Below are 12639 nucleotides of genomic sequence, written 5' to 3' on the forward strand. Positions count from 1 at the left end.
GGGGGGGGGTGACCCCGGGTGGGGCCCCGCCAGGGTGGTACACACTGGGGGGGCGTTTCCCCTGGGGCCCACGTGGCGTGGGGTGTGGGTGTTGGTGTTCTCACCCGCCCGCGACCCGTCCCCCACCCTCGAAACGTTCCAGCGCTACGTCGCCGAGGGCAAGATCCACTACTTCGTGGCGGGCGGCCGAGGCGGCCCCGGCGGGAACAGCGAATCGACCAGCTCGGCCATCACGGCCTGGGTGACGGCGAACTACACCGCAACGACGATCGACGGAGTGACGCTCTACGACCTGACCCAACCGAAGTCGTAGTCGCCACGAAGCTCTGGAACGGCCCGGCCCTACCGAACAGGCCTGATGGATCACAGCAGTCACCGTGCGGCGCAGCGATTCTCACGCCGAGGGTGCAGTCACCGACCGGACGGAACGGTCGCGGCGACCCATTCCGCGAAGGTCGGGCCTGCCAGGGTCGCGTGGGCCGAGGGCAGTAGGGTGCCGTTCTCGAACTGCTCACGGTCCGGGTTGGCGTTGTCGGAGACCTCGATGGCCCGCAGGGTGTCGCCGCGGGCCGCGAGCAGGGTGGTGGCAGCGGCGGCCATGGTCTCCGGCTGGGGGCCGGCGATCTCGGGGAACGGAACATCTTCGGCCGGAATCGGATTCGTCGCGAGGTCAACCAGCGCTTCGGCTACCGTGCGCGCGGCGACCAGCTGGGTGCGCATCCCGGGAAGGTAGGCGACCTCGCCCTGGGTGCCCCACTGCACCATCACCTCGACGAGTTCGTGGAACTGTGCGGCGCGCAGGATCTGGACGGGCACAGAGCCTTTCAGCAGTTCCTGCTCGTGGGCGAGCTTGGCGGCGTTGTAGCCGGCGAGGGAGCCGTCGATGCCGATGATGGAGACGACGACCAGCCGTTCGACGCCGGCCCGCTCGCCTGCGGCGTGCAGGTTGCGGGCGGAGGCGGTGAAGAACTCCGTTGCCACCTGCTGGTCCGCCGAGGGGGTGCTGGAGGCGTCGATCACGATGTCCACGCCGGTCAGCGCCTCGTCGAGGCCCGCGCCGGTCTCGATGTCGACGCCGTTCGCGCGGGAGAACGCCACGACCTCGTGGCCGCGCTCGGTCAGCACGTCCACGACGTGCTTGCCCAGCCGACCGGTCGCACCCGCCACCGCGATCTTCTTCTGCTCACCCATGATCTGCTCCTTCGTCGCTTCTTTCGCGTTCACAGAGACGACGAAGCAGCGCGGCGGAGTGTGACATCAGGATTTTTCGAGGCTTCCTCGTGGCGCTACCCAGCGGTGATTGAGGTCGACGACCGAGGCGACAGTTTCGAAGTCCGCGTCGTAGTGGGAGAGAACGAGGCGGTGTTCTATCGCCAGGACCGACGCGAGCAGGTCGTGGATGCCGACCGCGCGATGGCGACCCGATCGGGCGAGTTCACGTTGGATGGCGAAGGCACTCTGCCAGTGTTCGTCGTTGGTGGGCAGGTACTCGAACAGTGCCCGTCGGTCCGCCCTGACCTGTTCGTATTCGACCGGATTTCGCGCACTGTAGAGCACCTCCGCGTCGATGGCGGCGCAGGTAGCGACCAGACCCGCGTCGATCAGCGGGGTGAGTTGGGTGGCGACTTCGGGGTGGCGCATCCGCGCAAGCGCGCTGGTATCGACAAGGTACCGCGCCGTTACCGCCATACTTCGTTGCGCCGATCCTTGTCGGCCATCTCCGCCATGCCGCCATTGATCAACCATTCGACGTGGCGTGCGCGGGCAGCCGCGACCGTCGCCGAACGAAGCGCCGCCCGAACTGTGTCGGAGACACCCGAGGTGCCGAGCGCGTCCTGTGCCGACTCGAGCAGTTCGTCGTCGATCTCGATCAGTCGTTTGGTCATGCCGCATTCCCTCGATATATATTCCCCCATGCGGAGACTATATACCCAGGAACGCGCAGGTCACAAGGGTTGAAATCACGTGTTGAGGGCCGCGTGGAGGGTGGATGCCCACTGCTCGACGATCAGTTTGCGACGAGCGGAGTCGTCGGTGAGGACATCGGCGAGGCCAAGTCCACGGGCAAGGTCGAGGGTCGCCTGAACCAGGTGATGGTTGACCGGATCGGAGTCGTCGACGCCCAGCGCTTCGACCGCGCGACGGTGCGCGATCCGGCCGAACCGTGCCTCGAGCGGAACGATCCGCTCGCGCAGAGCAGGGTCGGCGGCGGCATGGGTCCACACCTGCAGAGCCGCCTTGAACCGCGGCGAGGTGTAGGACTCGACGAGACCGGACACCACAGCGAGGGTGAGTCCGACACCCTCGGCGACCGCGCTGATAGCGGCGGCCTCGGCGGCCGACTGATCCATCCTGGTGTCGAACATGTACTCGAGCGCGCCGGTGATCAGGTCTTCGCTGGTGGGGAAATGGTGCTGGGCCGCACCGCGCGACACCCCGGCCCGCTCGGCGACCACCGACACGGTGGCGGCTGCCCAGCCGGTCTCGGCCAGGCAGTCGATGGTCGCCTCGAGCAGCCGCTGCCGGGTGGCCCGGCTGCGGTCCTGCTTGGGTTCGTGGGGTGTCGCCATCGGACTATTGTGCCCAGCTGGGCGGGCGCTTCTGGAAGAAGGCGGTCATGCCCTCGATCACTTCGGGGGTGCCGAAGAAGCCTGCCGAACGCTGCGCGAGCTCCTCGGCCTCGGCGTCGAAGCGCGCGAGCAGGACCGAGTTGACCAGCTTCTTGGACTCGGCCAGACCCTGCGGCGAACCCTTGCGCAGCTCGCCACACAGGCGTTTCACCTCGGCGGCGGCATCGGCGGCCGCGATGGTGACCAGCCCGATCTCCTGCGCGGTCGCGGCGTCGAACTTCTCGCCGGTGAGGAAGTAGCGGCTCGCCGAGCGCTGGTCCAGCCGCGGCACCAGCGTGAGCGAGATCATGAACGGCGCCATCCCGATGCGCACCTCGGTGAGCGCGAAACTGCTGCCGGGTCCGGCGACGACGAGATCGCAGGCGCCGATGATGCCCATGCCACCGGCACGCACATTGCCCGCGATCTGGGCGACGACGGGCTTGGGCGAGGCGAGGATGCCGCGCAGCACATCGATCATCACGCGGGTGCGCTGATCGGCCGCGGTCGCCGGGTCGGCGGTGCTGGCCTCTTTCAGGTCGGCGCCGGCGCAGAAGGTGTCACCGGTGTGCGCGAGCACGATGCCGCGCACGGCGGGATCGGTGTTCGCCGCGTCCAGTCCAGCAAGCAGCTCCCGAACGAGCTTGGACGACAATGCATTGCGGTTGTGCGGCGAGTCGAACGTCAGCGTCGCGAACCCGTCGACGACTTCGTAGCGGACGAACGGTGCTTCCGTCACGTCACTCATCGGGACTCCTGTTCATCCGGGAAGGGGGGGTCGGTGGTCGCCCCACCACCGGGGCGGCCACCCTCGGGGCCAAGTTAGAGCGCGGTAGACCGAGTGAGTGCTGGGCCACGAAGTTCAGGATCATCTCGCGACTGACCGGTGCGATGCGCGAGATGCGCGAGGCCTGCAGCATGGCCGCGAGCCCGACCTCGCGGGTCAGGCCCGAACCACCGTGGGTCTGGATCGACTGGTCGAGCGCCTTGATGCTGGCTTCCGCGGCTGCGTACTTGGCCATATTGGCAGCCTCGGCAGCGCCGAACTCGTCACCGGTGTCGTAGAGCGTCGCGGCCTTCTGCATCATCAGCTTGGCCAGTTCCAGCTCGATCTTGACCTGCGCCAGGGGATGCGAAATGCCCTGGTGCGCACCGATCGCCGTCTTCCAGACCGAGCGCTCCTTGGCGTATTCCACGGCCCGGTCGATGGCGTAGCGGCCGAGGCCGACCGCCATGGCCGCGCCCATGATGCGCTCGGGGTTCAGGCCGGCGAACAGCTGCGCGATGGCCGCGTCCTCGGAGCCGACGAGGGCATCGGCGGGCAAGCGCACATCGTCGAAGAACAGCGTGAACTGGTTGTCCGGCTCGACGATGTCCATCTCCTGGACGTTCTTCACCAGGCCGGGAGCGTCGACCGGGACGATGAACAGCGCGGGCTTGAGCTTGCCGGTCTTGTGGTCCTCGGTGCGCGAGACCACCAGGATGGCCTCGGCCTGATCGACGCCGGAGATGAAGATCTTGCGGCCGTTGAGGATCCAGTCGCCGCCGTCGCGGCGGGCGGTGGTGGTGATCTGATGCGAGTTGGAGCCGGCGTCGGGCTCGGTGATCGCGAAGACCATCTTCGACGAGCCGTCGGCCAGCTTGGTCAGCCAGGTCTGCTTCTGCGCGTCGGTGCCGTACTTGGTGATGATGGTGCCGCAGATCGCCGGGGAGACGACCATCAGCAGCAGCCCGGCGCCCTGCGCCGCCAGCTCCTCCTGCACCAGCGCCAGCTCGTACATGCCCGCGCCACCGCCGCCGTACTCCTCGGGCAGGTTCACGCCGAGGAAGCCGAGCTTGCCCGCCTCGTCCCACAGCTCGGTGAGCGGCTCGTTCTTGCGCGAGAGCGGCAGCACGTAGTCGCGGTAGTTGTACTTGGCCGCCAGCGCGGCGACCGCCGCGCGCAGCGCCTTCTGCTCTTCGGTTTCGATGAAGCTCATGCCTGCTCCTGCTCCTGCTCTTGTTCCTCGACGACGGCGAGGACGGTTCCGACCTCGACCTGCTGGCCGACGGTCACATTGAGTGCACTGAGAACGCCGGTGGCCGGTGCGGCGATGGTGTGTTCCATCTTCATCGCCTCGAGCCACAGAATGGGCTGACCCTGCCGCACGTGATCGCCTTCGGCGGCACCGAGGCGGATCACGCTGCCCGGCATCGGCGCGAGCAGCGAACCGGCCGCGACCTGCTCGGCGGGATCGGTGAAGCGCGGCAGCCTGCGCACGGCCACCGGGCCGAGCGGGGAATCGACCGCGACGAGGTCGCCGTAGCGGGCGATCTCGAATTGCCTGCGCACCGGGCCACGCTCACCCGGCACCGCCAGCACGACGCGCTCCGGCGTCGCCGAGATCAGCTCCAGGCCCTCGTGGCCCTCCACCGCCACACCGGTACGGGTGTAGCGGTAGCGCACCTCGTGCGTGCCGGAGGTGCGGCTCTCGTAGGACTTGGCCTGCGGCAGCGAGGCCAGGTTGCGCCAGCCGCTCGGCGCCAGCCGGGTGTAGCGGCTCGCGGCGTGGTTGGCGGCCGAATCCGCAAGGGCCGCGGCCACGATGGACAGCGCTTCGTCGGCATCGGAGGCCAGCGGCGCCGACAGCGCGGCCAGGTCGTGGGTGACGAAGAAGGCGGTGTCGGTGTCACCGGCCAGGAACGCCGGGTGCCGCAGCACCCGCACGAGCAGGTCGCGGTTGGTCACCAGGCCGTGGATCTTGGCACGCTGCAACGCGGTAGCGAGCAGATGCGCGGCCTCGGCACGGGTTTCGGCGTAGGAGATCACCTTGGCCAGCATCGGGTCGTAGTGCACGCCGACCACGGAATCGTCGACGACACCGGTGTCCAGGCGCACGCCGGGCTGGTCGAGCACGGCGAATTCGCCGGTGGTGAACGGGATCTCGATCTTGTGCACCGGACCGCTCTGCGGCTGCCAATCGTGGGCCGGGTCCTCGGCGTAGAGGCGGACCTCGATCGAGTGACCGCGCTGGGCGGGCTGGGCGGCGGGCAGCGGCAGACCCGAGGCCACCTGCAACTGCAGGCGGACCAGGTCGAGGCCGGTGGTCTGCTCGGTGACCGGATGTTCCACCTGCAGACGGGTATTCATCTCGAGGAAGAAGAAGTCACCCTTCTCGTCGGCCAGGAACTCGACGGTACCCGCACCCTCGTAACCGATCGCCTCGGCCGCAAGGCGGGCAGCCTCGAACAGCCGATCCCGCATGCCGTCGATCTTCTCGACCAGGGGCGACGGCGCTTCCTCGACGACCTTCTGGTGCCGCCGCTGGATCGAGCACTCACGCTCGCCAACGGCCCAGGTCTTGCCGAAAGTATCGGACATGACCTGCACTTCGATGTGGCGGCCGGTCTCGAGGTAGCGCTCGCAGAACACGGTCGGATCGCCGAAAGCCGACTCGGCCTCGCGCTGAGCGCCGGCGATCTGATCGCGAAGCTCGCTCAGCTCGCGCACCACGCGCATGCCGCGACCGCCACCACCGGCGGAGGCCTTGATCAGCACGGGCAGGTGCGCCTCGGTGACCTCAGCCGGGTCCAGCTCGGCGAGGACGGGGACACCGGCGGCGTCCATCATCTTCTTCGACTCGACCTTCGAGCCCATCTGCTCGATGGCCGCGACCGGCGGGCCGATCCACACCAGGCCCGCGTCGAGCACGGAGCGCGCGAATTCGGCGTTCTCCGAGAGGAACCCGTAACCGGGGTGGATGGCATCGGCACCGGCCGCCAGCGCGGCCTCGATGATCAGCTCACCGCGCAGATAGGTCTCGGCGGGCGTGTTGCCGGGCAGCCGGATGGCGGCGTCGGCTTCGGACACGTGCGGAGCCGCGGCGTCCGCATCGGAGTACACAGCCGTGGTGCCGATACCCATCCGACGGCAGGTGGCGAACACGCGGCGCGCGATCTCACCACGGTTGGCAACGAGAACGTTCGTGATTGCCATATCGCGCCTCACATTCGGAAGACGCCGAAGCCCTCGGCGCCTTGGATCGGTGCCGAATGAATGGCCGACAGGGCCATCCCCAGCACGGTGCGGGTGTCACGGGGGTCGATGATGCCGTCGTCGAAGAGCCTGCCCGACAGGAACATCGGCATGGCCTCGGCCTCGATCTGCGCCTCGACCATGGCGGCCAGACCGGCGGCGGCCTCCTCGTCGAAGGGCAGGCCCTTGGCCTCGGCCGCGCCGCGCTGCACGATGGTGAGCACGCCGCCCAGCTGCGCGCCACCCATCACGGCGGACTTCGCGCTCGGCCAGGCGAACAGGAAGCGCGGGTTGAACGCGCGTCCGCACATGCCGTAGTGCCCGGCGCCGTAGGACGCGCCGACCAGCAGCGAGATGTGCGGCACCGTGGAGTTGGCGACCGCGTTGATCATCATCGCGCCGTGCTTGATGATGCCGCCGTGCTCGTACTCCTTGCCGACCATGTAGCCGGTGGTGTTGTGCAGGAACAACAGTGGCGTGTTCTTCTTGTTCGCCAGCTGGATGAACTGGGTGGCCTTCTGCGATTCCTCGGAGAACAGCACGCCGCGCGCGTTGGCCAGGATGCCGATCGGGAAGCCGTTGATCTCGGCCCAGCCGGTCACCAGGCTCGAGCCGTAGAGCGGCTTGAACTCGTCGAAATCGGAACCGTCGACGACGCGGGCGATGACCTCGCGCGGGTCGAACGGGATCTTCAGATCCGAGGGCACGATGCCGAGCAGTTCCTCGGGATCGTAGAGCGGCGAGATGACCTCGGCGCGCGGCTCGGGACCCTGCTTCTTCCAATTCAGCCTGCGCACGATATTGCGGCCGATCCGGATCGCGTCCTGCTCGTCGGCGGCCATGTAGTCGGCCAGACCCGAAGTGCGGGCGTGCATCTCGGCGCCGCCGAGGGTCTCGTCGTCGGAGTCCTCACCGGTGGCCATCTTCACCAGCGGCGGGCCCGCCAGGAAGACCTTCGCGCCCTCCTTGACCATCACCACGTAGTCGGACATACCGGGGATGTAGGCGCCACCGGCCGTCGAGTTGCCGAAAACCAAAGAGATGGTGGGGATTCCGGCTGCCGAGGCCTGGGTGAGGTCGCGGAACATCGCGCCACCCGGGATGAAGACTTCCTTCTGCGTCGGCAGGTCAGCGCCGCCGGACTCGACCAGCGAGATCACCGGCAGACGGTTCTGCTTGACGATCTCGTTGATACGCAGGGTCTTCCGCAGTGTCCACGGGTTGGACGTGCCGCCGCGCACGGTCGGATCGGGCGCGACGATCATGCACTCGACGCCCTCGACGATGCCGATACCGGCGATCGTCGACGCGCCGACATGGAAGTCGCTGCCCCAGGCCGCCAGCGGGCACAGCTCGAGGAACGGCGAGTCCTCGTCGAGCAGCAGTTCGATGCGCTCACGAGCGGTGAGCTTGCCGCGCTTGTGGTGCCGGGCCACCTTCTCGGGGCCGCCACCGGCGATGGCCTTGGCGAACTCGGCCTCGACCTCGGTGAGCTTGGCGGACATCGCCTCGGCGGCCGCCGTGTACTCCGGCGACGCGGTATCGATGATGGAACGGAAGGTCGTCACGACTGGTACCCCAATACTTTCGACGCCAGCATGGTCAGGATCTCGTTGGTGCCGCCGCCGATGCCGATGATGCGCACATCGCGGTAGATGCGCTCCACCTCGGACTCGCGCATGTAGCCCATCCCGCCGTGCAGCTGGACCGCCTGGTTGGCGACCCATTCGGCGGTCTCGACGGCATTGTTCTTGGCAAAGCAGACCTGGGCGATCAGGTTCTGATCACCCGCGACGAAGCGTTCGACCAGGGCCCGGGTGTAGGTGCGCGACACGTCGACCCGCTGGGCCATCTCGGTCAGCGTCATCTGCACCTTCTGGCGGCTGATCAGCGGGCGGCCGAAGGTCTCCCGGTCGCGGCACCACTGCACGGTGAGGTCGAGGGCGCGCTGGGCCAGCGCGTACGCCTGCACCGCGAGGCCGACCCGCTCGCTGACGAAGGCGTTGGCGATCTGCGCGAAGCCGGTGTTCTCGCCGCCGACCAGGTTCGCCGCGGGCACCCGCACGTCCACGTAGGACAGCTCGGCGGTGTCGGAGGCCAGCCAGCCCATCTTCTCCAGCTTGCGGCTGACGGTGAAGCCCGGCGTATCGGTCGGCACGATGATCAGCGAGACACCCGCCGCGCCGGCGCCACCGGTACGCACCGCGGTGACGACGAAGTCGGCGCGACACCCCGAGGTGATGAAGGTCTTGGCGCCGTTGATGATGAAGTCGTCGCCGTCGCGCACCGCGGTGGTGGTCAGGTGGCCGACATCGGAGCCGCCGCCGGGCTCGGTGATGGCCAGCGAGCCGATCAGGTCACCGCGCAAGGTCGGCTTGGCCCACCGCTCGATCTGGTCCTGGTTGCCCGAGGCGATGATGTGCGGCAACGCGATTCCGCAGGTGAACAGCGACGCCCACAGACCACCGGAGGCGCCGGCGAGGTGGATCTCCTCGCCGACGATGACGGTGTCGATGATGCTGCCACCCTCACCGCCGGCCGATTCCGGGTACTCGATGCCGAGCAGGCCGAGCTCACCGGCCTTCTTGTGCAGCTCGCGGGGCAGCGACCCCTCGCGTTCCCAGGTGTCGAGGTCGGGCAGGATCTCCCGCTCGACGAACCCGCGCACGCTGGCGCGCAGCTCTTTTCGTTCCGGCGTGTCCCAAACAGACGTCATGCGAACAGCTCCGTCGGCATCTCGATGTGGCGGGAGCGCAGCCATTCGCCGAGCCCCTTGGCCTGCGGGTCGAAACGCGCCTGGTAGGCGACGCCCTTGCCGAGCAGGCCGGAAATGATGAAGTTGACGGCCCGCAGGTTCGGCAGCACGTGCCGGGTGACGGTCAGTTCGGCCGTCTCGGGCAGCAGTTCCTGGACCTTCTCGACGGTGAGCGTGTGCACCAGCCAGCGCCACTGCTCGTCGGTGCGAACCCAGACGCCGATATTGGCGTCGCCGCCCTTGTCGCCGCTGCGGGCCAGGGCGATGGTGCCGAGCGGGACGCGGGTGGTCTCCGACGGCGGCAGGTCGGCGGGCAGTTCTGGCTCGGAAACCGGTTCCAGCACAGCGGTTTCAGCGGCGGGCTCGATGGCGACACGGGTGCCGTCGGCCAGGACCGCGGTGTGCGGCACTTCGTGCGCGTCGACGAAGCCAGGGGTGAACACGCCGTACGGCGAGCCGTTGCCCGGCAGCGTGGTGAAGGTCGCGCCCGGGTAGCTCGCCAGCGCCAATTCCACGGCGACATTGGAGAATTGGCGGCCGACCTTGTTCGGATCGGGATCGCGCACCACACAGCGCAGCAGTGCGCTGGCCTGCTCCTCGGTGTCGGCGTCGGGACGGTCCAGCCGGGCCAGCGTCCAGGACAGCTCGGCGGGCTTGGCGGGCAGCCAGGCTTCCAGCTGTCGTTGCGCCAGTGCGGCTTTGGCCTCGATCTCCAGGCCGGTGAGGATGAACTCCATCTCGTTGCGGAAGCCGCCGAGAGTGTTGAGCGAGACCTTGAGCTGTGGCGGCGGCGCCTCACCGGTGACACCGCTGATCAGCACCCGGTCCTTGCCCTCCTGGCTCAGGGTGATGCTGTCCAGGCGGGTGGTGACGTCCGGGCCCGCGTAGCGCGCGCTCTGGATCTCGTACATGAGCTGGGCTTCGACGGTGTCGACGGTGACCGCGCCGCCGGTGCCGTCGTGCTTGGTGATGACGCTCGACCCGTCGCGGCGGATCTCGGCGATCGGGAAGCCGGGGCGGCCGATGTCACCGAGTTCGGTGAAGAAGGCGAAGTTGCCGCCGGTGGCCTGGGTGCTGCACTCGATCACGTGACCCGCGACGACGGCGCCGGCCAGGGCGTCGTAATCGGTTCGGCCCCAGCCGAAGTGGGCCGCGGCGGGGCCGACGATCACCGAGGCGTCGGTGACCCGGCCGGTGACGACGATGTCGGCGCCGGAGTTCAGGCATTCGACGATGCCCCACGCGCCGAGGTAGGCGTTGGCGGTGAGCGGCTGGCCGAGACCGAGCTCGCCGGCGCGGGCGACCAGGTCGTCACCCTCGACGTGCGCGATCTTGGCGTCCAGACCGAGGTCGGCGGCGACCTTGCGGAGCCGCTCGGCCAGCCCGGCCGGGTTCAGGCCGCCCGCGTTGGTGACGATCTGGACGTTGCGCTCCAGCGCGAGGGCCAGACAGTCCTCGATCTGCTTCACGAACGTCTTGGCGTAGCCGAGGCTGGGATCCTTCATCCGGTCGCGGCCCAGGATCAGCATGGTGAGCTCGGCGAGGTAGTCGCCGGTCAGCACGTCGAGCTGCCCGCCCTCCAGCATCTCGCGCATCGCGCTGAGCCGGTCGCCGTAGAAGCCGGAACAGTTGCCGATCCGGATCAGGTCCGGGTCCGCCGAGAGTGCACTCATGAATCCCAGGATCACACCGGTTCAGAAAAAAAGCAAGCATGCGTGCTTGTTAATTGCAAGCAATCGACCAGGCAAGATGGAACCTATGTCATCGGTCCTCCTCTTCGCCCTGGCCGGATTCCTGCTCGGCGGCGCCTACACGACCTGGAAGAACAACCGCGCGATGTCGATCGCGCTGATCGCCGCCGCCGTTCTGGCCGCGGTCGGCGGGGCGCTCTGGCTGGAGTAGCCGCGCCAAGGTTTTCCCAAGGGGGAGGCAAGCGTCCCGCGGTTAGCTTCCGGAAGTCTTGTCGTCCGGCCACTGCGGCCGTTCTCACTACGGGGGAAATCACCCATGTTCGATTGGTACGTCGGCCTGCTCGCGTTCAGCGGCATCGCGATGCTCGCGATGGCCAACATCGGGAACGGGCAGAGCGAGTTCGCCCGGGTACTCAACACCGTGTTCGGCATCGGGTACCTCTCCTACGCGGGCTACCTGGCGTTCGTGTTCGAGGGCGGCAGCTACCTGATCTTCTTCCAGGCGTTCATCCTGCCGGTGCTGCTCGCGATCAACTTCGTGAAGTCGACCAACTGGACCGCGCTGACCACCAGGCCCACCCCCACCCAGCAGGCCTGGCGCGCCTACCAGCGCGAACAGCAGCGCGGCTGAGGACCGCTAGACACTGAGTTTGAAGATCCGGACGTCCTCGGGGACGCCGTTGAGCGGGGCGGCCCAGAAATTGCGTTTGTAGGGCTTGACGGTGGCGCCCAGTTCGGCGAGGGTTTCCGGGCGCAGGGCGGCCAGGGTGGTGCTGGAGAGCATCATGTTGCCGTTGCCGCCCGCTTCCATCATCCGCGCGGCGATATTGACGTCGACGCCGAGCCAGTCGCCGCCGATCTCACGCGGGGAGCCGGTGTGCAGGCCGACGCGCATGCGGGGCTTGTAGCCGTCGATCTCCACCTCGGCCAGATTGCGGCGCGCGGCGATCGCGGCCCGGACCGCGCGGTCGGGGGACGAGAAGACCGCCATCAGGCCGTCGCCCATCCGCTTTACCACCTGACCGCCACGCTCGGCGATCGGCGGCTCGATGGCCTTGGCCACCTTGCGCAGCAGTTCCAGGGTGCGCTCGTCGCCCGAGGCGAGCGACCAGCTCGAGAACGCCACCAGGTCGGTGAACACGATGGTCACCTCCTCGGTGCCACGGCCGCGGCCGATCCGCTCCAGCGCGGCCTGCCAGACCTGCAGCGCGCCGAACCCGATCTCCCGGCCCACGCTCGGGCTGCCGCCGACGAACCTGTCCGCCGCCCTGGCCACCGCGCGGGCGCCACCGGGGCCCGACACCGACAGCGGATCGCCGAACGCCGGGTCACCGGGGAGCTGATGGCGAGCCTTGCGCACCGCGCCGATCACGTCGGCGCGACGGTTGGCCGCCTGCAATTTCGACGAGATCTGGGCGCGCCGCCGACCGGATCGCGCCCCGGCGTCGTCGGCTCCCGCCTGCGACGCATCGGACTGCCCACATCCGGTGCTGTCTCTTATACACAAATTACGCTGCCGACGAATATATATGTGTATATATCGGTGGTGGCCCTCTCAATAAAAAATGG

Annotated in this window: 13 protein-coding genes and 2 pseudogenes; 4 read left to right on the top strand and 11 right to left on the bottom strand. The window is 68.2% G+C overall.

Annotated features, from left to right (window positions below):
* Positions 1-112: 112 nt before the first annotated feature.
* Positions 113-313 (top strand): annotated as a pseudogene (locus ACFWPJ_RS00330) (hypothetical protein); the annotation flags it as partial.
* Positions 314-411: 98 nt separating this feature from the next.
* Here the strand turns inward: ACFWPJ_RS00330 and ACFWPJ_RS00335 are convergent.
* The 10 genes and pseudogenes from ACFWPJ_RS00335 to ACFWPJ_RS00380 form a co-directional block, all read right to left on the bottom strand.
* Complete coding sequence (locus ACFWPJ_RS00335; RefSeq protein WP_378845474.1) at positions 412-1191, bottom strand: SDR family oxidoreductase; 780 nt, start codon at positions 1189-1191, stop codon at positions 412-414.
* 66 nt (positions 1192-1257) lie between these two features.
* The gene (locus ACFWPJ_RS00340; RefSeq protein ID WP_378845475.1) at positions 1258-1746 is read right to left on the bottom strand and encodes a PIN domain-containing protein; all 489 of its coding nucleotides are present in this window, start codon (positions 1744-1746) and stop codon (positions 1258-1260) included.
* The gene (locus ACFWPJ_RS00345) at positions 1680-1886 is read right to left on the bottom strand and encodes a DUF2191 domain-containing protein (RefSeq protein WP_378845476.1); all 207 of its coding nucleotides are present in this window, start codon (positions 1884-1886) and stop codon (positions 1680-1682) included. The genes ACFWPJ_RS00340 and ACFWPJ_RS00345 overlap by 67 nt, the downstream gene beginning before the upstream one ends.
* Before the next feature lie 75 nt (positions 1887-1961).
* Positions 1962-2570 (bottom strand): TetR/AcrR family transcriptional regulator, encoded by a 609-nt coding sequence (locus ACFWPJ_RS00350; protein WP_378845477.1) that lies wholly within the window; start codon positions 2568-2570, stop codon positions 1962-1964.
* A gap of 4 nt (positions 2571-2574) precedes the next feature.
* A complete protein-coding gene (locus ACFWPJ_RS00355) occupies positions 2575-3357 on the bottom strand; it encodes an enoyl-CoA hydratase family protein (protein ID WP_378845479.1) in 783 nt (260 codons plus the stop codon).
* Positions 3358-3433: 76 nt separating this feature from the next.
* Positions 3434-4588 (bottom strand): annotated as a pseudogene (locus tag ACFWPJ_RS00360) (acyl-CoA dehydrogenase family protein); the annotation flags it as partial.
* Positions 4585-6585 carry a biotin carboxylase N-terminal domain-containing protein gene (locus ACFWPJ_RS00365; RefSeq protein WP_378845481.1) on the bottom strand — a complete coding sequence of 667 codons (2001 nt, stop codon included), beginning with the start codon at positions 6583-6585 and terminating at the stop codon, positions 4585-4587. The pseudogene ACFWPJ_RS00360 and the gene ACFWPJ_RS00365, both read right to left, overlap by 4 nt.
* 8 nt (positions 6586-6593) lie before the next feature.
* A complete protein-coding gene (locus ACFWPJ_RS00370; protein WP_378845482.1) occupies positions 6594-8192 on the bottom strand; it encodes an acyl-CoA carboxylase subunit beta in 1599 nt (532 codons plus the stop codon).
* Positions 8189-9340 carry an acyl-CoA dehydrogenase family protein gene (locus tag ACFWPJ_RS00375; RefSeq protein ID WP_378845484.1) on the bottom strand — a complete coding sequence of 384 codons (1152 nt, stop codon included), beginning with the start codon at positions 9338-9340 and terminating at the stop codon, positions 8189-8191. Before ACFWPJ_RS00375 ends, ACFWPJ_RS00370 begins: the two co-directional genes overlap by 4 nt.
* On the bottom strand, positions 9337-11052 hold the full coding sequence (locus ACFWPJ_RS00380) for an acyclic terpene utilization AtuA family protein (protein ID WP_378845486.1): 1716 nt from the start codon (positions 11050-11052) through the stop codon (positions 9337-9339). The genes ACFWPJ_RS00375 and ACFWPJ_RS00380 overlap by 4 nt, the downstream gene beginning before the upstream one ends.
* Positions 11053-11137: 85 nt before the next feature.
* On the opposite strand from ACFWPJ_RS00380, the gene ACFWPJ_RS00385 reads away from it, so the two are divergent.
* Positions 11138-11281 (top strand): hypothetical protein, encoded by a 144-nt coding sequence (locus tag ACFWPJ_RS00385; RefSeq protein ID WP_378845488.1) that lies wholly within the window; start codon positions 11138-11140, stop codon positions 11279-11281.
* A 105-nt stretch (positions 11282-11386) separates the two neighbouring features.
* Positions 11387-11701, top strand: coding sequence for a hypothetical protein (locus ACFWPJ_RS00390; protein ID WP_378845490.1), 315 nt, complete (start codon positions 11387-11389; stop codon positions 11699-11701).
* A gap of 6 nt (positions 11702-11707) precedes the next feature.
* Here ACFWPJ_RS00390 and ACFWPJ_RS00395 read toward each other — a convergent pair whose 3' ends face one another.
* Entirely contained in the window at positions 11708-12469 is a 762-nt protein-coding gene (locus ACFWPJ_RS00395; RefSeq protein ID WP_378845491.1) for an adenylate/guanylate cyclase domain-containing protein, read from the bottom strand.
* On the opposite strand from ACFWPJ_RS00395, the gene ACFWPJ_RS00400 reads away from it, so the two are divergent.
* Positions 12413-12639, top strand: a 227-nt coding sequence (locus ACFWPJ_RS00400) for a hypothetical protein (RefSeq protein ID WP_378845495.1), incomplete at its 3' end; no start/stop codon positions are given. The two genes, ACFWPJ_RS00395 and ACFWPJ_RS00400, sit on opposite strands and share 57 nt — an antisense overlap.

The organism is Nocardia sp. NPDC058497 (assembly GCF_042720195.1).
Taxonomy (GTDB): domain Bacteria; phylum Actinomycetota; class Actinomycetes; order Mycobacteriales; family Mycobacteriaceae; genus Nocardia.

Excerpts from the sequence above, each read along its gene's own strand:
- ACFWPJ_RS00375 (WP_378845484.1), bottom strand. The coding sequence starts at position 9,340 with ATGACGTCTGTTTGGGACACGCCGGAACGAAAAGAGCTGCGCGCCAGC.
- ACFWPJ_RS00380 (WP_378845486.1), bottom strand. The coding sequence starts at position 11,052 with ATGAGTGCACTCTCGGCGGACCCGGACCTGATCCGGATCGGCAACTGT.
- ACFWPJ_RS00385 (WP_378845488.1), top strand. The coding sequence starts at position 11,138 with ATGTCATCGGTCCTCCTCTTCGCCCTGGCCGGATTCCTGCTCGGCGGC.
- ACFWPJ_RS00340 (WP_378845475.1), bottom strand. The coding sequence starts at position 1,746 with ATGGTTGATCAATGGCGGCATGGCGGAGATGGCCGACAAGGATCGGCG.
- ACFWPJ_RS00355 (WP_378845479.1), bottom strand. The coding sequence starts at position 3,357 with ATGAGTGACGTGACGGAAGCACCGTTCGTCCGCTACGAAGTCGTCGAC.
- ACFWPJ_RS00345 (WP_378845476.1), bottom strand. The coding sequence starts at position 1,886 with ATGACCAAACGACTGATCGAGATCGACGACGAACTGCTCGAGTCGGCA.
- ACFWPJ_RS00335 (WP_378845474.1), bottom strand. The coding sequence starts at position 1,191 with ATGGGTGAGCAGAAGAAGATCGCGGTGGCGGGTGCGACCGGTCGGCTG.
- ACFWPJ_RS00390 (WP_378845490.1), top strand. The coding sequence starts at position 11,387 with ATGTTCGATTGGTACGTCGGCCTGCTCGCGTTCAGCGGCATCGCGATG.
- ACFWPJ_RS00365 (WP_378845481.1), bottom strand. The coding sequence starts at position 6,585 with ATGGCAATCACGAACGTTCTCGTTGCCAACCGTGGTGAGATCGCGCGC.
- ACFWPJ_RS00350 (WP_378845477.1), bottom strand. The coding sequence starts at position 2,570 with ATGGCGACACCCCACGAACCCAAGCAGGACCGCAGCCGGGCCACCCGG.